The sequence below is a fragment of the Pseudoalteromonas sp. MER144-MNA-CIBAN-0113 genome, from assembly GCF_040308965.1.
Taxonomy (GTDB): domain Bacteria; phylum Pseudomonadota; class Gammaproteobacteria; order Enterobacterales; family Alteromonadaceae; genus Pseudoalteromonas; species Pseudoalteromonas tetraodonis.
This window is the reverse complement of the sequence record NZ_JBEOOG010000006.1, coordinates 66409-85093: the sequence shown is the minus strand read 5'-3', so window position 1 is coordinate 85093 and position 18685 is coordinate 66409. Positions and strand designations below refer to the sequence as shown.

Genomic DNA, 18685 nt, shown 5'->3' with positions numbered 1-18685 from the left:
GACGTTTTTGACGAATTCTTTTAATTGTTGATTAATATTGAAATTTTATTCTATCAACACAGAAATGGATCACAGCCAACCAATTTGCTGATTGGCAAAACTATGACCCAGTAGCAAATCATGCGCTCGTTGGTTTAGCACATTAACAATACGCTGTTGCTGCAATATGTCGGTCATAAGCTCTATCTTAGGGCAAAAAGTAAATAGCTTGCAGGTATAAGCCTAGAAGCGCGTTAAAAAGTTATCAAGTAAAGCTAAGCCCTGCTCGGTCAAAATCGCTTCAGGGTGAAATTGCACACCTTCAAGTGCGAGCTCGTTATGTAATAATCCCATAATTTCATCACGCTGCCCAGCGATGCTTTGAGTCCATGCTGTTACTTCTAACTCCTTTGGCAATGAATGCGCTTCAACAATTAATGAATGGTAGCGGCACACCGTAAGTGGATTAGGTAGGCCCTTAAACATGCCTTGGTGCTGATGATAAATAGGCGATGTTTTTCCATGCATAACCTGTTTAGCTCGCACTACTTTACCACCTAGCACTTGAGCAATGGTTTGGTGCCCCAAACAAATACCTAATATAGGATAAACTCCTTTAAACTGCTCTACCACAGATAACGACACTCCCGCTTCAGTCGGGTTTTTAGGCCCTGGAGAAATCACAATATGATCTGGGTTTAACTGTTTGATCTCACTCAGCGTTATTTGGTCGTTACGTTTTACCAACACGTCTTGATCTAAGCGCTGAAAATACTGTACCAAGTTATAGGTGAACGAGTCGTAGTTATCGATCATTAAAAGCATGTAATAAAGTACTCAAAGTAATTAGGGCCTGTCGCAGGCATATTCTAACTGAAGCCTTTGCAGGTGTCAGTGTTTTGCAGCCCAGCAAACATAAATAGACACACTAACAACCAATAACGGTTGATTTATTTTAGATCAGCCCAAGCTCTGTTGTATGGGGACACCCCAAGTCACTGATCATTTTTATATAACGTGACGTGCATTATGCAACAGCCATTTAAGGAGTAACTTATGTTAGGCGAAGACCATTCATTAACGAAAGATTTTCCTGATTACACGCAAACTATTGCAAAACTTAATGCAAACGATGAAAACTTTGCAACCAAAGCAAAGCAATATAATGAAATCGATAAAGAAATTCGAGTGCTTGAGCTACAAGACTCACCTATCGATGACGAAGCCATGCAGCAGTTAAAACACGACCGAATGGTATTAAAAGATTGGCTACATCAACAATTAACGGATGCTAATTAATTGTTGTTATTTGGCGCCTATTAAATTGTAGGCGCCAGAATTGAGTTTTCACCTCCCTCTCCTACCTTTCGCTCATCTATAATTTTAACCATTATGGTGCAAAAGCATTGCTATTCGTTTAGCTTAAAGACAAGCTGTCTTTATCTAAATTAAACAACACTATTTTTTATGTCTAAATACATACTCTCGATTGACCAAGGAACGACAAGCTCTCGAGCTATTTTATACACTAAAGATGCCGAGGTTTTTGACACGGCTCAACAAACCTTCCCTCAACACTTTGTGAAAAATGGTTGGGTTGAACATGACCCTGTAGATATTTGGCAAACCGTATTAAGCAGCGTTAAAAACGTATTATCGCAGCAACAAGTCACTGCCGCCGACATTATTGCCATTGGCATTGCTAACCAACGAGAAACCACCTTAGTGTGGAATAAAAAAACCGGGCAACCTATCTACAATGCGATTGTGTGGCAAGACCGACGCACCAGTAAATATTGCGATAGTTTACGTCATGCAGGGCATACACAAATGGTGAATGATAAAACCGGTTTAGTGCTCGATCCTTACTTTTCTGCAACCAAAATTCGTTGGATTTTAGATAACGTCAAAGGCGCTAAAGAGCAAGCACACGCAGGTGAACTAGCATTTGGTACGATAGATACCTACTTGCTATGGCAACTCACTAACGGTAAAGCTCACAAAACCGATGCTACCAATGCCTCTCGTACATTACTGTTTAACATTCATCAGCAATGCTGGGATGAAGAGTTACTCGCCTTATTTGATATTCCAGCGTCGATGCTACCTGAGGTAATGGACTCAGCGGCTGACTTTGGGGTGACTGCAAGCGAACTATTTGGTGGTGAAATTCCAATTTGCGGTATAGCAGGCGATCAACAAGCCGCCTTAATTGGTCAAGCTTGTTTTGAAGAAGGAATGGCAAAAAGTACTTACGGAACGGGCTGCTTTTTAATGCTTAACACTGGTGATAAAGCACTAAAATCAAATAATCGTTTATTAACCACTCTTGCGTATCGGCTCAACGGCAAACCCACCTATGCGATTGAAGGCAGTATTTTTATGGCTGGTGCCACCATGCAGTGGATAGTAGAAGGCCTAAAGTTATTAGAAAACGCAGGTGAAAGTGAAGCCCTCGTCAAAGATGTTCCCTTGGATCATGGGGTATTCTTGGTTCCCTCGTTTACAGGCTTAGGTGCGCCCTATTGGGATGCAAATGCCCGAGGCGCAATTTTGGGCCTAACCCGAGACTCGGCATTAGCACTATTGTTGCAGCTGCCTTGCAGTCGGTGGGTTATCAAACCAAAGATTTACAAAAAGCTATGGAAGGTGACGGACTCCGCCCTAGTATTCTAAGAGTTGATGGCGGCATGGCAAACAATAATTGGGCAATGGCGTTTTTAGCCAATATTTTAGGCGCAAGCGTTGAGCGCCCCACTCTAACCGAAACCACTTCGTTAGGGGTTGCTTACTTAGCCGGTTTGCAAACTGGGGTGTATGAATCAACTGCGCAGCTTGCCAGCATGTGGAAAAGCGATCGTCGCTTTGAACCAACCATGAGCAGTGAAGAGCGCAACGATTTATACGCAAAGTGGCTACATTGCATTGCACAAGTTAGACTTTCTAATAGCACTGACGGCGAGAGTGAGTAAAATCTATGAGCGCAAACGACAACGAATATGACTTACTCATTATTGGCGGCGGTATTAACGGCGCTGGCATTGCTGCCGATGCCAGTGGTCGCGGTTTAAAAGTATTTTTGTGTGAGCAAAACGATTTAGCCTCAGCCACTTCCTCTAATAGCAGTAAGCTTATTCATGGCGGGCTGCGCTATTTAGAGAATTATCAATTTAGATTGGTAAGAGAGGCATTACGTGAACGTGAAGTGCTATTAAAAAAAGCGCCGCATATTATGTGGCCGCTTTCTTTTAGGCTACCGCACCAAGCACACTTACGTCCTTCTTGGATGATTCGTGTGGGGTTATTTATTTACGATCACCTAGCAAAACGTGACACCTTACCTGCCTCAAAAACGATTGAATTTGACACCAATAGTATACTTAACAACAGTATAACCCATGGCTTTGAATACGCTGATGGGTGGGTTGATGACGCGCGTTTAGTGATTTTAAACGCCCAAGCGGCTCATAATTTAGGCACCACCATTGCAACACGCACCCGCTGCATTAAAGCAACGCGTAACGAAGATTATTGGGATGTGATTTTAGAGCAACAAGCCAGCAAGCAGCACCTAAATATAAAGGCAAAAAGTGTTGTAAATGCCGCAGGCCCATGGGTCGCGTCATTATTTGAAGATGTATTTACCCAGCCCACACCGCACACTATTCGCCTTGTGAAAGGCAGTCATATTGTAGTGCCCCGACTCCACAATGGGCCAGCTGCCTATATTTTACAAAACGAGGATAACCGCATTGTATTTGTCATTCCTTATGAGCAAGATTACTCACTGATTGGCACCACTGATGAAGAGTACACCGGCGATATTGCTGATGTAAAAATTAGTGAGCAAGAAATACAGTACCTCATCAGTATCACTAACCATTACTTTAACAACGCAATAAGCGCGGCCGATATTGTGCACAGCTTTAGTGGGGTGCGGCCACTATTAGATGACAAATCAACAGATGCTCAAGCCGTCACCCGCGATTACAAGCTGATATTAAACAACGACACCGATCATGCCGCTTTATTAAGTGTGTTTGGTGGTAAAATTACTACCTATCGAAAGCTTGCAGAAAATGCCGTCAATAAATTAGTGCCTTTTTACCCAAAGATGAGTGGCTCGTGGACGAAAGATGCCCCTTTACCAGGCGGCGACTTTAGTAACCAAACATACCTTATCGCTCAGTTAGAAAGTAGCTACCCTTGGCTGGCAATCGACACCTTAAAACGTATGGTTCGCAGCTATGGCACGCTTAGTTATCAATTACTGGGGAACAGCCAAGCAATCGGCGATTTAGGTTATCACTTTGGTCATGGTCTGTATGCGCAAGAAGTTGATTACTTAGTAAACCATGAATGGGCAAGAACCAGCGCAGATATACTTTGGCGACGAACAAAGCTTGGGCTGCGCTTTTCAGAAAAACAAGTCATTGCCTTGGGGCAATATTTAACTAAACATCCTGCTTGCCATAGTTAAGCTGCAATTAACTAACTGCTACAAGGTGCTGTGTTAATTCGGCTTTTTCATCAGTCGAAAGTGGTTGCTTTGTTTTGCTGGCAAAGTCATAACGTACCATCACCGTTTTACCAATGGCGCAGCATTTATCTTGTTGCCATGCTTCTTGGCGGATCACAAATGAACTATTACCAATCTGCTCTATGCAGGTGTTAATTGTCACCTCATGGGCATAAAATAGTTCGCCAACAAACGACACTTCAACTTTAGCAATGATTAACTTCCAGTTGTGTGGATTTAGATCTGGCGTAAAAAATTTAAAAATAGGTACTCGGGCCGCTTCAAACCATACGGGGAGTACGGTATTGTTGATGTGTCCGAGTGCATCCGTTTCGCTAAAACGCGGCATCACTTTTTCAGTAAACATAATAATCCAATAATAATTAAACAGGTAACTCATGACGGACTTTATCCGCGTGTATGACAACGCGCTCAGTAATGAATTTTGCGATAACTTTATCACTACCTTTTCTCAAAGCCCGCATATTAAACAAGGGATGACATCGGGCGGTGTTGATCTTAATAAAAAAGATAGCCACGACTTATACTTAAACAATCATCCTGAATACGCAGAACAATTAAAACATATTCAACAAACCACTGCACAGTATGTTTTTAAATACATCGAAGAACATATTTTTATGATGATTGGGGCATTTGGTTTAAAGGTATATCACCCAAAAACAGGCCAGCCGGTAGATTTGACTCATGCCAATTATGACGAAGTAGGTAAACCACAACTTCCTTTATTGGTGCAACAAATTTTTAGGCTCGGTAATATTCAAGCACAAAAATATGAGGTCAATAAAGGGGGCTACCCGTATTGGCACAGTGAGGTGTATCCGCAGCTACAGCATAATGAAGCACTGCATCGGGTGTTGTTATTTATGTTTTATTTAAATGATGTTGAGGAAGGCGGAGAAACCGAGTTTTATTATCAAAATCGTAAAATAGCCCCTAAAAAAGGCAGTATGGTGGTTGCCCCAGGCTACTTTACCCATACACATAGAGGCAATCAACCAGTATCAAACGATAAGTATATTTTAACCTCATGGGTTTTGTTTAATCGAGCAGAGCAAATTTATGGAACGCCACAAAGCTAAAGCGGTCAGCGGTCAGCGGTCAGCGGTCAGCGGTCAGCGGTCAGCGGTCAGCGGTCAGCGGTCAGAAATTAACTAACTGCTGACTACTGTCAAGTATTTGCATTAAACTGAAAGCTGACGGCTTATAGCTGACAGCTTCAAATCAGCTCATCAAACAAGTCAAACAAAGTGTCCATCTCTTCAATGGTGTTGTAGTGCATACAACCAATGCGTACTACGCCGCCCTTATCAAGCACACCCAGTTGTTTGCATAAACCTTGGGCGTAAAAATTACCATCCCATACACATACATGTTGTTTACCCAAAAATTCAGACACTTGGCGAGGCTCTAACCCTTCAAAGGTCAGTGCGAACGTAGGGGTACGCTCACTTAAGCGTGCTAAGTCATCAATACCAAACAATTTAATACGCGGGTAATTAACCAGGCGAGTTAAAAAGTATTCACTAAGCGCCATCTCGTGTTGTTTCGTTTTTTCAAACGCAACACGTAGTTTTTCTCGGCGTGAGTGACTGTCATTAAGCTCGCTAATTGCCGCAATGTAATCAACCGCCGCAATAAAGCCCGCTAGTGCTTCAAAACTTTGTGTGCCGGTTTCCCAGCGACCTGGTGCAACATCTTTTGCTGGCTCTACTTTATAAGGTGTAAACCCTTCTAAGTGCTCAGTTTTACCATAAACCATGCCTAAGTGCGGGCCAAAAAACTTATATGCAGAACAAGCTAAAAAGTCGCAATCTAACGCTTGTACATCAATCAGTTCATGTGGCGCATAATGCACCGCATCAACATACACCAACGCACCCACATTATGAGCAAGCTCTATAATACGTTTAATGTCGTTAATAGATCCCGTGGTGTTTGAGGCATACGTAACGGCAACTAATTTAGTATTACTGTTTAATAGGCTTTCAAAATGCGCCATATCTAAACTGCAGTCGGCTTCATTAACCAGTGCAGTATTAACCACAACGCCCTTATCTTCAGCGGCTTGCTGCCAAGACGATACATTTGAAAAATGATCAGCATTGGTCACTATAATTTCATCACCTGCTTGCCAATTGCGTGAAATTGCTCGGCTAAAGCTAAATGTTAGGCTAGTCATATTAGGGCCAAACACAATATTTTGTGCACTGGACGCATTTAACAAATCAGCCGCCGCTTGACGCGCATTCGCCATCAGCTCAACCGTTTTGTCACTTGAGAAAAACGCACCGCCCAAGTTTGAATTGTAATGCCCTAAATAAGCGGTCATGGCACTGAGTACCTGCTGGGGTACTTGTGAGCCACCTGGCCCATCTAAAAACACCGGTGACTTGCCATCAACAGTTTGCATTAAAGCAGGAAATTGCGCGCGCAATTGCATTAAATTCATTTTATTTCTCTTAAGCAGTTAGTACAAAGCAATCCAGGTAACCTGGTTTGTTAGCATCAATTTTGTTCATTGGCGTGGCGTTATGCCATACCTGACGGTCATTAATTAGTGCAAACATGCCGTCTTTTATTTCCATTTTAAAACACGGTTCAGCTTGTTGGTTTTCATAAACCAATAGCTCACCACCTTCTAAATTTTCATGAGAAACACCACATACGCATACATGGTCAAACCCGTCTTGATGCACACCTTCTGGAGCTGCTGGCGTATCGCTATCAATGGCAAGCATTCTAAATTGGTGAATTTCAATATCACGCTCTGCATCAATGCCGGTGATCGCTGCAAATTCGCTGACAATGCTTTTCATACCCTCAGACTCAAGCAAGCTTTGCTCTAAGTTTTCGTAAGTACGCTCAACATTACCTTGAAAGGTATTAATTGAATCGTCTTGCACAAACGCTTTGGTCGCTTGAAGATTAAGCTCACCATTTTGTAATTTAACCACTGAATAACGGCGTTTACGAAACGCACCATCTGCATAAGGATTTGCAGGTAAGTTATCAAAAGAAGGCTTAACCAAATCAATATTGGCTTGGTTAATAAAACGAAGTTGCAGTAAATTCTGGTTGTTTAATGCGGTCATAAAATCCTGCTTATAATAATGATAATATTGTCGAGGATTTTAATGCATATAGAGAGGATTTTTTGCTTTATTAACCATATCAATGACGACATTTAACGAAAGTTAATACAATCATGTAACGAATTAAGCATTATCTATCTAATATTTTATTTGGACAATAAAAAACCCGCCGAAGCGGGTTTTTGAACACACTCTATTAATTATACAGCTTGCTGAATAATTACGTTGTCTGCTTTTTTAGTGTATTGAGGCATACGGTGGAAGTTCAAGTAACGGTAGGTATCTGCTGCCGTTGCATTGATTTTCGCTGCATATTCTTGGTACTCAGCCGGAGTAGGTAATTTACCTAAAATTGCCGCTACTGCTGCCAGCTCTGCTGAAGCTAAGAACACATTTGCGCCTGTACCTAAACGGTTAGGGAAATTACGTGTTGAGGTAGACACAACCGTTGCTTTATCTGCAACACGTGCTTGGTTACCCATACACAGTGAACACCCAGGCGTTTCAATACGTGCTCCAACACGACCAAAGATACCGTAGTAACCTTCGTCCGTAAGCTGGTCTTTGTCCATTTTCGTTGGTGGAGCAACCCAAAGCTGTGTTGGGATACGCCCTTTAAAGCCATCGAGTAATTTACCTGCGGCACGGAAGTGACCAATGTTAGTCATACAAGAACCGATAAATACTTCATCGATTTTCTCGCCTGTTACATCAGACAGTAAACGCGCATCATCTGGATCATTTGGCGCACACAGTACCGGCTCTTTAATGTCAGCTAAGTCGATTTCAAGCACATGCTTGTACTCAGCATCTTTATCCGCTTCCATTAGTTCTGGGTTAGCTAGCCATTCTTGCATTGCTGTAATACGACGTTCGATTGTACGTACATCACCGTAGCCTTCAGAAATCATCCACTTAAGCATAACAATGTTAGACTCAAGGTATTCGCTGATCGACTCTTTAGAAAGCTTAACAGTACAGCCAGCAGCTGAGCGCTCTGCTGATGCATCTGATAGTTCAAATGCTTGCTCAACAGTTAAGTGCTCAACCCCTTCAATTTCTAGTATGCGACCAGAGAATTCGTTGATTTTACCTTTCTTCTCAACCGTTAATAGGCCTTCTTTGATACCAAAATAAGGGATGGCATGAACGAGGTCACGCAACGTGATACCAGGCTGCATTTCACCTTTAAAACGAACCAAAATCGATTCAGGCATATCAAGTGGCATAACACCTGTTGCTGCTGCAAATGCGACCGCACCTGAACCCGCTGGGAATGAAATACCTAATGGGAAACGAGTATGTGAATCACCACCGGTACCTACGGTGTCTGGTAATAACATACGGTTCAACCATGAGTGAATTACACCATCACCAGGACGAAGCGATACACCGCCACGGTTCATGATGAAATCAGGAAGTGTATGATGCGTATTTACGTCAATTGGTTTAGGGTAAGCCGATGTATGACAGAAAGACTGCATGGTTAAATCTGCAGAGAAGCCTAAACAGGCTAAGTCTTTAAGCTCATCACGTGTCATAGGACCCGTGGTATCTTGCGAGCCAACCGTAGTCATTTTTGGTTCACAGTATTGGCCTGGGCGAATACCGGCAACATTACATGCTTTACCCACCATTTTTTGCGCAAGCGTAAAGCCTTTATCTGACACTTCAGTAACTGCTGGTACTTTAAATACGTCAGTTGCACCTAAACCCAGTGATGTACGTGCTTTGTCTGTAAGACCGCGACCAATGATCAGTGGAATACGACCACCAGCACGAACCTCATCAAGAATGACGTCTGATTTAAGTGTGAACGTAGAGATCACGTCATCAGTACCGTGACGTTTAACAACCCCTTCATAAGGGTAAATGTCGATTTGGTCACCCATGTTGAATTCATCAACATTTAATTCGATTGGTAATGCACCCGAGTCTTCCATTGTATTAAAGAAAATAGGCGCAATCTTATTACCTAAACAGACACCACCTACGCGCTTATTTGGTACAAATGGGATATCAGCACCCATAAACCAAAGCACAGAGTTAGTTGCAGATTTACGCGAAGAGCCTGTACCAACAACATCACCTACGTAAGCAAGTGGTAAGCCTTTAGTTTTTAATTCTTCGAGCTGGGTAACTGGACCTACTTCACCGTTTTTATCAGGGTTAATGCCATCACGTTCTGTTTTAAGCATCGCTAGTGCGTGAAGTGGAATATCAGGACGTGACCATGCATCTGGGGCTGGCGATAAGTCATCAGTGTTTGTCTCACCCGTGACTTTAAATACCGTAACAGAGATTTTTTCAGCAACGGCTGGCTTATTGATAAACCATTCTGCAGCAGCCCAAGACTCTATAATTTGCTTGGCGTATGCATTACCTGCTTTTGCTTTTTCTTCTACATCGTAGAACGCATCAAACATTAATAATGTGTTCGAAAGGCCTTTTACTACAATTGGCGCTAACGCTTCGTCATCAAGTAGTTCAACCATTGGCGCAATATTGTAGCCACCGAGCATAGTACCTAGTAACTCAGCTGCTTTTTCTTTAGAAATCAACGGAGAAACAGCTTCACCTTTAGCAACAGCCGCTAAAAAGCCTGCTTTAATGTAGGCTGCATCATCAACACCTGGTGGTACGCGGTTGATCAGTAGTTCTAGGATGAACTCTTCTTCACCTGCCGGTGGCGTTTTAATTAGCTCAATAAGATCAGCCGTCTGCTGAGCATCTAATGGCGCTGGTACGATACCTAACGCGGCACGTTCTTCTACGTGTTTACGATATTCTTGTAGCACAGTATTGCCCTCTTGGTGACGTTAAAGTATTCGGTGGTGTTTACTAAACACACCATAACCCAATACTTATAGTATTCTATCTGCCGATTATAAAGCTTTTGTGCATAGATTAAAATCCATCCAGTTAGGCAACTAGTTATACCGATTATTAATAATATGAATAGTGAACAAAGCAAAACCAACTCCCATGAATACCTATTAAGCAGCCATAAAAAAACCCAGCCTAAGCTGGGTTTTTACTCAATAATGAGACTATTAACGTAATACTTTTACACGTTTAATAGATTTTACGTGTGCTTCAACGCGGCGGTTTTCAGCATGCGCTTTTGCCGTATTCGCTTCATTTTTAAGGCGTTCTTCACCTAAACCTGCCGTTGTAATGCGATCTTCTGCAATACCATCAGCAATTAGCTTTTTAGCTACTGCATCAGCACGTTTTTTAGATAACCATTTATTGTAAGACGCTTTACCTACTGCAGACGTATGACCTTCAAGAAGCACTGTTGTATCTGGGTACTCTTTTAAGAAAGTCGCTACTTCATCAATATCATTTAAGTACTGCTGTGAAACTGACGAGTCATTGTTAGGGAATGTTACTAACAAGCTTACTGTTACTTCAGTATCTTCATAAAGTGTACAACCATCGCTACCAACAGCATCTGTCATAGGCGTATTGGCACATTTATCATCTACATCAGGAATGCTGTCTTTATCTGTATCAGCAAGTGCTACCGGCACAGGAACAATTTCTGGCTCTGGCTGTGGTGCAGGCTCAACCGGTGCTACTGGCGCCGATTTTTGACCAAAGAAGTAGTTTATACCTAATTTAGCGCCAACATCTGTGTAGCCTTTGTCTAAACCTTGGTAAACACTGGTTTCAGCATTTACAAAGAAGTTGTCTGTAACAAAGTGTCGGTAACCTACACCTGCATTTACAAACGTGTTGTCATCAACAACATCAATGTCTTTCAGACCGAATAAACCGTAAAAAGGGCCGCCGCCAAAGTGGTAAAGCGCATCGATACCGTAACGTTCGCCGTCAATATCGTTGCGGTTGTTCAATACTTTGTCGTGAGCATTAAAGTCTAGGTCTGCGTACTCTAAACGCGCACTCCAGTAATCATTAAAGCGGTAGCCTAATTCAGCACCCCAGCCTGTTGACTCATTAACGTCAAGGCCAGCTTGCTCACGCATGTTTTTCCACGAAGCATCGTAATAATCGCCAAATGCACCGATGTAAAAGCCTTCTTGCTCGGCTGCGAAAGTAGATGCGCTAGTTGCAGCTAACGCAATAGCCATTGTAAGTGATTTTAATTTCATTGTTTTCTTCCCATTTTAACAACTAAAAATGTAGCTAAGCATTGCTAGCTCTTCTAACTTACCTATACAGTAACTGAGTCTTTGTTAATCAATACTTAACGCAAATATATTTTTTCAATATCTAGGATAATAAAACTAGCTCATAAAAAATGTCGATGAACACAGGCTAGCTCAAAAAGCAAACAATCGCTTTAAACCCCACACGATCACTGGCTTTTATGGAGTTATGGTATCACCCGTTCATAGTTTGCTCTATGAATGAATATCGCTGGGGTAAAAAATGACCTTTTATATTCATTTTAAAATGCAAAAAACCATACTTAAGTACCACAAAAAGTACGATAATTCTTATCATCTTCGGGCGGCGTTTGAAACTCTGTGACCTGCACATGGCTTGTGTAAGGGCTCGCCATCACTTTGCTAAAACGACTGAGTAGCTCACTATCCCCATGCGTAGTATACTGCGTAATAATATCTTCAATAATATGATTACGCGGAATCACGCTCGGATTGGCTTGTCGCATCACTTGATAGCTGTGCTCATTAGTTCGTGTTTGCCATTGCTGTGCCCAAGAGGTAAGTGCTGATGGTATTTCAGCTTGCCCATTTAACGACTCAGTGAGTGCATTAAAAGTATTGGTATAATCAAGCTGGTGTTCTTTTAATAGCCCTAGTAACTCTCCCACCAACTCATTATCTTTATCATCCGCGACTGTTAACCCTAACTTTTGCGCCCACATAGCGCTAAATTGTTGGTTAAATTGCGTTGAAAAGCCCTCAATTAAAGGCGTCATCATTGCCACCGCTTGCTCGTCATCGTCACTGATCAGCGCTATTAGACTCTCTGCTAAGCGGGCACAGTTCCAACTTGCCATGTTTGGCTGATTACCAAACGCATAACGCCCTTGTTTATCAATAGAGCTAAACACGGTATCAAAATCAAACTGGTTCATCATGGCACATGGGCCGTAATCTATGGTTTCACCACTAATTAAGGTGTTATCGGTGTTCATAACACCATGAATAAACCCCACCCTCATCCAACTTACGACTAATTTGACTTGGTTGGCGATCACTGCAGCTAAAAAATCTAAATAACGCTGAGCGCCAGTGCTGTTAATCTCGGGATAGTGTCTTTGAATGGCTAAGTCGGCTAAGTTTTTTAGGCTAGTAACGTCACCTTGAGTGGCTAAATATTGAAACGAGCCCACCCGAATATGACTGCTGGCGAGTCGGGTTACAATAGCACCTGGTTGAGGTGGGTTGCGATAAACGGTTTCGCCACTGCCAACCACGGCTAAACAACGCGTTGTTGGAATGCCAAGCGCGTGCATAGCTTCGCTCATTACGTACTCACGAATAGCTGGACCTAATGCACAGCGGCCATCGCCTCCGCGCGAAAATGGCGTAGCACCAGCGCCTTTTAATTGCAAATCCCAAAGCTGATTTTTATCATCGCTAATCGCACCGAGCAAATGCGCCCTACCATCCCCTAGTCGCGGTGAAAAGTGACCAAACTGATGACCCGAATACCCTAATGCCACCGCAGAAACCGCTTGGGGTTCATTACCGCTAAATATATTTGCTCGTGAATCGGCACTCACCTGTATATTAAATTGCTTAGCTAGGGGCTCATTCCATAACAATAACTGTGGCGCTGCCACTTTAGCCGGATGATCGCTAATAGCAAAGCCGTCACCAATATTGGTATACCTTGGCACTAATTTCATGATTAATCCTATAGTTGTTGGCTTATTCCTACTCGGTTGTCGCCGACACCATAAGCGACAATTAAGCTTAGCTCTTGCATACTTAAACCGCTTTGCTGCTGCAGTTCATTAAAAAAAGCTTGCGCGGCATTTAATGATTTTTTGGTTTGTAAGCCGCCATCGATAATTTTATGGGCACGCAAATAGCTTTCTACGTCTCTTGAAAGTAAAAAAGTATCTTTTCCTAAGGCGCGCAGCGCATAAGGGCCGGTATTACCACCCAGCCTTGCACCATGCTTTTTTAAATACGCCCACAAGCCAATAATATCTTCACTTGGCCAGTTAGCAATAAACTCACTAAAGCTGCCGTGTTGCTCTGCAACTTCGTGGATCATATACGCATTATCAGTAATGGTTTTTACTTTTTTATAATTGCGCACAATCCGTTCGTCACTGGCTTTTTGTTCTAATATGTCTGGTGGCATCATCAATAGCTTTTCAACACTAAAGTCCCAGAAAACCTCTCTAAATCCGGCCCACTTACTGTTGATCACCGACCAATAAAAACCACTTTGAAAAACTTTCCGAGTAAATTCTTCTAGCCAATCATCATCACTTAATGTGACGAGTTGCTTTGTTGATAAAGGTTTTGCGAGTAACAACTTAAGCATTTTTTCAGAGCCCTTTCGCTCCACTGCACGCTTATAAATATCGCTAAATTTTTCCATCTACTTAATACCTTACTTCGACCATGAAACTAGTTTACGAGAAAAGCAGCCAATACGTAACCGTTGCTATTATCGATGAACTATTCTGTATTTAGTCACTTGACACCTAGACGGCTAAAGTGGTTTAATCGCCACACTTACCCTATTACATTGTATTTGCTGATTGATTTTTCAATAGCAAGTGCAAAGGGCTGGAAGAGGTGCGTTATTCAGGTAGCGTATGTTAGGAGCGCAAACTCCATTGAGCATACGTGAGGGGAATTAACGCCGAGAGGTAACACTTTTTTGTGAAAGGTTGCTTCGGGCGACTAGGCTGAATCCTAGCGACTGTCACCAATAACATATTTGGTGGAGAGCTTCTGGTCTTAGTATAATAAGGCCGTGCGCCCTATTATTTAAGCCCATTCGCTCTTCGAATTATAAACACATTCAAAGAGTCAGGCATCCTAAATACCCGCCAAAAACTCGACGAATGCCCTATAAGTTCGTGAGAGATGATCAACAACTTTAATATAAACGACTTCCATTTATGGACTGCGCTGATCACCCCATTTGATCAAAATGGCCTAGTTGATTACGCAACCTTAAACACCTTAGTGGCCGAACAAGAAGCTGCTAACAATGGCATTTTACTGCTAGGTAGCACCGGCGAAGGGTTAGCCCTTACCCTCAAAGAACAGCAAGCCATCGTAGAGCATGTCTGCCAATTAAAACCGAGTGTCCCCCTTATGGTTGCGGTAGGCGGTAGTAACTTAAAGCAACAGCTTGAATGGGTTAATTACTGCAACCAGCTGCCTATCCATGGTTTTTTACTCGGCTCGCCTTTGTATGCCAAACCCGGTGTACTGGGGCAAACGCATTGGTTTGAAAGCTTACTCGATGCAAGTTCTCATCCGTGTATGCTTTATAACGTACCAGGACGTAGCGCCGTCAGCATTCCCATTGCGACTATTGAAAACCTCAAACATCATAAAAATTTATGGGCACTGAAAGAAGCCAGTGGCTGTATTTCTCAATTTGAAGCCTTTCGAAAAGCGGCGCCTGATTTAGCTATTTTTAGTGGTGATGATGCCCTCATGCCTTACTTTGCCCAAGCGGGTGCTAAAGGGTTGGTCTCAGTTGCGGCTAATGCATGGCCAGTACAAACCCATGAATTTGTAAAGCGTAGTTTAAGCGGCCAACACCCTAATCTTTTTGTCCAATGGTCTAGTGCTATCAATAGCTTATTCTCAGTAGCCAACCCTATCCCAGTCAAAGTGTTAATGCATTTACAAGGGCGTATTGGCAGTCCGTATTTACGCCCACCTTTAACACACCTTGAGCTGACACACACCGATGACATTTCATCGGCAAACAACACCATTTTATCTTGGCATTAAATACAGGTTTTTATAATGAGCTGGTTAGAACTATTAAATAATTTAGAAACGGGCGCAGTTCGCGCAGCAACACAAGACGAAAACGGCCAATGGCACGCTAACGTAGAAGTAAAGCAAGGCATTTTAGAGGCATTTAAAAACGGCACTAACATGGAGTTTGCTGGTGGCTTTGTAGATAAACATAATCTAGCACCGCAATGCTTTGAAGCCACAGCAGGCGTTCGCATGGTGCCAGGTGGTTCAAGTGTGCGCCGTGGTGCACATGTTGCCAAAGGCACTATTATTATGCCACCTGCGTACGTAAATATTGGTGCATTTATTGACGAGGGCACTATGGTAGATAGCCACGCGCTCGTAGGGTCGTGTGCTCAAGTAGGTAAAAATGTGCATTTAAGCGCAGCGGTACAATTAGGGGGGGTACTTGAGCCCATTGGCGCAAGCCCTGTGGTCATAGAAGACGATGCATTCATTGGTGCAGGCTGTGTGATTGTTGAAGGCGTGGTAGTTAAAAAAGGCGCGGTACTTGCCCCAGGTGTTCGCTTATCTGCAACCATCCCTGTTTATGACTGCGTAAATGAGCGCCAGCTTGATAAAGGCGAAGCAATCCCTGAATACGCGATTGTGATCCCTGGATCTCGCCCTGCGTCAAACGATTGGGCGCGTGAGCAAGGCTTAAGCATGTCGTGTGCGTTAATTGTTAAATACCGTGACGAGCAAAGTGACGCGTCATTATTGCTTGAAGAGGTTTTACGTTAATGACCTTTTTGAGCACGCCCGTTAAAAGCGCTATTGATAAGCTATCAACTGAGCTTGATACGCCCTTTTTTGTTTATGATCTTGATTCACTAAACACACATTTAACGCGTTTAGTAGCACAAACCGAGGTAAAACTCTGGTATGCAGTTAAAGCGAACCCGTTATCTAGCCTGATCCAACGCTTAAATAACGCTGGTTTTAACTTTGATGTCGCCAGTAAAGGCGAGCTTGAGCAAGTCCTTGCTCAAGGAATTAACAGTGAACGCGTGCTCAACACGGGGCCTGCAAAAAGCCCTAAACAAATTAAGCACTTTATTGCGCGTGGCGTACGTACCTTTGTGGCCGAAAGTCTCAATCAGGTACGTTGGCTCAACGAACAAGCGATTGCTCAGCAGTGCCAGTTGCAGGTTTTGCTGCGTGTTCAATTACGCTGGCCCGAGGGTGATAAAAACCCGCTAGGGGGCGATAGTCTTACTCCATTTGGCTTAGGGTGCGACGAGTGGCAGGCGCTAAATACCAGTGACTACTGTGCACTTAATTTTGACGGTCTGCATATTTTTCAGTGGGGCAACATGCTTAGCAGCGACAAACTCGCTGAGCTGTGGACACAAATGATTGCGCCGTTAAGGCAACTTGCTGAGCATTTAAGTATTAACCTTAATATTCTGGATTTAGGTGGCGGCTTAGGTATTCCTTACACCCTTAATGATCCGACTTTAAGCTGGGATGCATTAATAGCAGCCCTTGCAAAAATTAAACGCGATGCGGGTGTTAAAGAGCTGTGGATGGAACTAGGTCGCTATGCTGTAGGCGAGTGCGGCCACTACGCCACACCTGTGGTTGAACGCAAATTAAACTACGGTCAACAACAGGTGATTATGAGCGGCGGTATTAATCATTTATTGCGCCCAGCGGTTACTAATCAAGACTTTCCTGCGCGTTTATTACGAGATTCAAACGCAGTAAACCAAGCAATGACCCTATATGGGCCATTATGTACCGCGCTGGATTGCTTAGGGGAGCACCAATTGCCGGGCGATTTAAATGAACATGACTGGCTGGTGTTTAGTCAATGCGGTGCTTATGGTTTTACCGAAAGCATGCCGTACTTTTTATGTCATGAACTGGCCGGTGAATATGTTATACACCATGGCGAAATCAACTGTATTCGCCAAGCAGAAGATGCAAGCCACTACTTGAGGTAAAAAAGATGAATAACACCACAGCTATAAGCCAAGAAAACATTGTAGTTGGTGAAGTGGCAAATGGCCTACCACTGACCATTCCTGTCTATCGTTTAAAAGGCGATGGCACCGGCCCAAGTGTGTATGTACAAGCCAATATGCATGGCGCAGAAGTGCAAGGCAACGCGGTAATTTACCAATTACTTGAGCAACTAAAAACACTTAATTTAAAAGGTGATATTACCTTAGTTCCTTACGCTAACCCCATTGGCTGTAATCAAAAGTCGGGGGAATTTACCCTTGGCCGATTCGATCCCATTACGGGGACTAATTGGAATCGCATGTATCACTGCAATAATAAACTGGCGACCCAGTTTGCACAGCAGTTCAGCGATGCCGATGATAAGATTCTGAAAACAGCCTTTAAAGCCGCGTTAATTAATGACGTTGAGCAACAACTCAACGGCCCTGATTATCGTTTAACAACGGGGAAACGGATTGCGCTAAACTTACAAAAATTGGCGCATCAAGCAGATATAGTTTTAGATTTACACACCGGCCCTATTTCTAGTCAGCACTTATATTGCCCTGAGTATGCGACCGATAGCGCGCGTTACTTTAATATTCCCCATGTGCTGGTTATTCCTAATGACTTTGATGGCGCAATGGATGAAGCAAGCTTTTGTCCATGGTGGCAGCTTAGTGAGCAACTTGCTCAGCAAGGGCGTGAATTTAACGTGCAAGTTGAAGCCTTTACGGTAGAGCTTGGCAGCCAAGAAAAAATCGATTTAAGCGCGGCGTTTGATGATGCCCAAAGTATTTTAAGTTATTTAAATCATAAGCAAGTATTTGTTGATGCCCCCTACAAGCCAAAAGTGATGACAAGGTATGGCTGCCAACTAAATGATTATATTGCTTACTATGCACCTATGGGTGGCATGGTTGAATACTTAGCCCCCCTTGGTGGGCACATTAAAGCGGGCGAACCCATTGCTAAAATACTGCGAATGGAGCGCTATTTAAGCGAACAACCGCTGCAAACTCTAAGCTTTGATCTCGATGCAATTGCGATATTGCATTTTGCCTCAGCGAGTGTGAATCAAGGTACCGAGTTGTATAAATTTTTTACTAACGTCTTTGAGCTTTAGCTCACCCCTTCTCATTGCGTGAGAGTTAGCTAGTAAACAACTAGTTACA

The 18685-nt window shown here is 43.0% G+C and carries 15 protein-coding genes, 1 pseudogene and 1 riboswitch; of the genes and pseudogenes, 8 read left to right on the top strand and 8 right to left on the bottom strand.

Features of this window, described 5'->3' with window-relative positions; translation table 11 throughout:
- Positions 1–222: 222 nt before the first annotated feature.
- Positions 223–804: an anthranilate synthase component II gene (locus tag AAEY57_RS03020; protein WP_013463824.1), complete on the bottom strand. Its 582-nt coding sequence runs from the start codon at positions 802–804 to the stop codon at positions 223–225.
- A gap of 231 nt (positions 805–1035) precedes the next feature.
- Between AAEY57_RS03020 and AAEY57_RS03015 the strand changes: the two genes are divergently transcribed.
- The 3 genes and pseudogenes from AAEY57_RS03015 (at position 1036) to glpD (ending at position 4459) form a co-directional block, all read left to right on the top strand.
- Positions 1036–1278, top strand: a complete 243-nt coding sequence (locus AAEY57_RS03015) for an HP1242/YdcH family protein (RefSeq protein ID WP_013463823.1) — start codon at positions 1036–1038, stop codon at positions 1276–1278.
- A 168-nt stretch (positions 1279–1446) separates the two neighbouring features.
- A pseudogene (gene glpK / locus AAEY57_RS03010) lies at positions 1447–2951 on the top strand (glycerol kinase GlpK).
- A gap of 5 nt (positions 2952–2956) precedes the next feature.
- Positions 2957–4459 (top strand): glycerol-3-phosphate dehydrogenase, encoded by a 1503-nt coding sequence (gene glpD / locus AAEY57_RS03005; RefSeq protein WP_350606265.1) that lies wholly within the window; start codon positions 2957–2959, stop codon positions 4457–4459.
- Positions 4460–4466: 7 nt separating this feature from the next.
- Here glpD and AAEY57_RS03000 read toward each other — a convergent pair whose 3' ends face one another.
- The gene (locus AAEY57_RS03000; RefSeq protein WP_350606262.1) at positions 4467–4865 is read right to left on the bottom strand and encodes an acyl-CoA thioesterase; all 399 of its coding nucleotides are present in this window, start codon (positions 4863–4865) and stop codon (positions 4467–4469) included.
- 31 nt (positions 4866–4896) lie between these two features.
- On the opposite strand from AAEY57_RS03000, the gene AAEY57_RS02995 reads away from it, so the two are divergent.
- Positions 4897–5601 (top strand): 2OG-Fe(II) oxygenase, encoded by a 705-nt coding sequence (locus tag AAEY57_RS02995; RefSeq protein ID WP_350606259.1) that lies wholly within the window; start codon positions 4897–4899, stop codon positions 5599–5601.
- 137 nt (positions 5602–5738) lie between these two features.
- Here the strand turns inward: AAEY57_RS02995 and AAEY57_RS02990 are convergent, their stop codons facing one another.
- The 6 genes from AAEY57_RS02990 to AAEY57_RS02965 form a co-directional block, all read right to left on the bottom strand.
- Complete coding sequence (locus AAEY57_RS02990) at positions 5739–6971, bottom strand: cysteine desulfurase-like protein (protein ID WP_350606256.1); 1233 nt, start codon at positions 6969–6971, stop codon at positions 5739–5741.
- A 10-nt stretch (positions 6972–6981) separates the two neighbouring features.
- The gene (locus AAEY57_RS02985; RefSeq protein ID WP_013463817.1) at positions 6982–7614 is read right to left on the bottom strand and encodes a 2OG-Fe dioxygenase family protein; all 633 of its coding nucleotides are present in this window, start codon (positions 7612–7614) and stop codon (positions 6982–6984) included.
- Between the two features lie 200 nt (positions 7615–7814).
- Entirely contained in the window at positions 7815–10412 is a 2598-nt protein-coding gene (gene acnB / locus AAEY57_RS02980; RefSeq protein WP_350606252.1) for a bifunctional aconitate hydratase 2/2-methylisocitrate dehydratase, read from the bottom strand.
- Positions 10413–10667: 255 nt separating this feature from the next.
- A complete protein-coding gene (locus AAEY57_RS02975) occupies positions 10668–11732 on the bottom strand; it encodes an OmpA family protein (protein WP_013463815.1) in 1065 nt (354 codons plus the stop codon).
- A gap of 320 nt (positions 11733–12052) precedes the next feature.
- Positions 12053–13462 (bottom strand): protein adenylyltransferase SelO, encoded by a 1410-nt coding sequence (locus AAEY57_RS02970; protein WP_350606250.1) that lies wholly within the window; start codon positions 13460–13462, stop codon positions 12053–12055.
- An 8-nt stretch (positions 13463–13470) separates the two neighbouring features.
- The gene (locus tag AAEY57_RS02965) at positions 13471–14169 is read right to left on the bottom strand and encodes a DNA-3-methyladenine glycosylase I (protein ID WP_350606247.1); all 699 of its coding nucleotides are present in this window, start codon (positions 14167–14169) and stop codon (positions 13471–13473) included.
- A 187-nt stretch (positions 14170–14356) separates the two neighbouring features.
- Positions 14357–14536: riboswitch (Lysine riboswitch) on the top strand.
- Positions 14537–14663: 127 nt separating this feature from the next.
- On the opposite strand from AAEY57_RS02965, the gene dapA reads away from it, so the two are divergent.
- Genes dapA through AAEY57_RS02945 form a run of 4 tightly spaced genes read left to right on the top strand, consistent with a single transcriptional unit; the run spans position 14664 to position 18636 of the window.
- Positions 14664–15548 carry a 4-hydroxy-tetrahydrodipicolinate synthase gene (gene dapA, locus AAEY57_RS02960; RefSeq protein ID WP_350606245.1) on the top strand — a complete coding sequence of 295 codons (885 nt, stop codon included), beginning with the start codon at positions 14664–14666 and terminating at the stop codon, positions 15546–15548.
- 15 nt (positions 15549–15563) lie between these two features.
- Positions 15564–16304: a 2,3,4,5-tetrahydropyridine-2,6-dicarboxylate N-succinyltransferase gene (locus AAEY57_RS02955; RefSeq protein ID WP_350606242.1), complete on the top strand. Its 741-nt coding sequence runs from the start codon at positions 15564–15566 to the stop codon at positions 16302–16304.
- Positions 16304–17509, top strand: coding sequence for a PLP-dependent decarboxylase (locus tag AAEY57_RS02950; RefSeq protein WP_350606241.1), 1206 nt, complete (start codon positions 16304–16306; stop codon positions 17507–17509). The genes AAEY57_RS02955 and AAEY57_RS02950 overlap by 1 nt, the downstream gene beginning before the upstream one ends.
- Before the next feature lie 5 nt (positions 17510–17514).
- Positions 17515–18636, top strand: coding sequence for a succinylglutamate desuccinylase/aspartoacylase family protein (locus AAEY57_RS02945; RefSeq protein WP_350606238.1), 1122 nt, complete (start codon positions 17515–17517; stop codon positions 18634–18636).
- Positions 18637–18685 lie beyond the last annotated feature (49 nt).

Coding starts and splice junctions, on each gene's coding strand:
- AAEY57_RS03020 (WP_013463824.1), bottom strand. CDS start 804: ATGCTTTTAATGATCGATAACTACGACTCGTTCACCTATAACTTGGTA.
- AAEY57_RS02965 (WP_350606247.1), bottom strand. CDS start 14,169: ATGGAAAAATTTAGCGATATTTATAAGCGTGCAGTGGAGCGAAAGGGC.
- AAEY57_RS03015 (WP_013463823.1), top strand. CDS start 1,036: ATGTTAGGCGAAGACCATTCATTAACGAAAGATTTTCCTGATTACACG.
- AAEY57_RS02945 (WP_350606238.1), top strand. CDS start 17,515: ATGAATAACACCACAGCTATAAGCCAAGAAAACATTGTAGTTGGTGAA.
- glpD (WP_350606265.1), top strand. CDS start 2,957: ATGAGCGCAAACGACAACGAATATGACTTACTCATTATTGGCGGCGGT.
- AAEY57_RS02975 (WP_013463815.1), bottom strand. CDS start 11,732: ATGAAATTAAAATCACTTACAATGGCTATTGCGTTAGCTGCAACTAGC.
- AAEY57_RS02950 (WP_350606241.1), top strand. CDS start 16,304: ATGACCTTTTTGAGCACGCCCGTTAAAAGCGCTATTGATAAGCTATCA.
- AAEY57_RS02985 (WP_013463817.1), bottom strand. CDS start 7,614: ATGACCGCATTAAACAACCAGAATTTACTGCAACTTCGTTTTATTAAC.
- AAEY57_RS02990 (WP_350606256.1), bottom strand. CDS start 6,971: ATGAATTTAATGCAATTGCGCGCGCAATTTCCTGCTTTAATGCAAACT.
- AAEY57_RS02970 (WP_350606250.1), bottom strand. CDS start 13,462: ATGAAATTAGTGCCAAGGTATACCAATATTGGTGACGGCTTTGCTATT.
- AAEY57_RS02995 (WP_350606259.1), top strand. CDS start 4,897: ATGACGGACTTTATCCGCGTGTATGACAACGCGCTCAGTAATGAATTT.
- dapA (WP_350606245.1), top strand. CDS start 14,664: ATGATCAACAACTTTAATATAAACGACTTCCATTTATGGACTGCGCTG.
- AAEY57_RS03000 (WP_350606262.1), bottom strand. CDS start 4,865: ATGTTTACTGAAAAAGTGATGCCGCGTTTTAGCGAAACGGATGCACTC.
- AAEY57_RS02955 (WP_350606242.1), top strand. CDS start 15,564: ATGAGCTGGTTAGAACTATTAAATAATTTAGAAACGGGCGCAGTTCGC.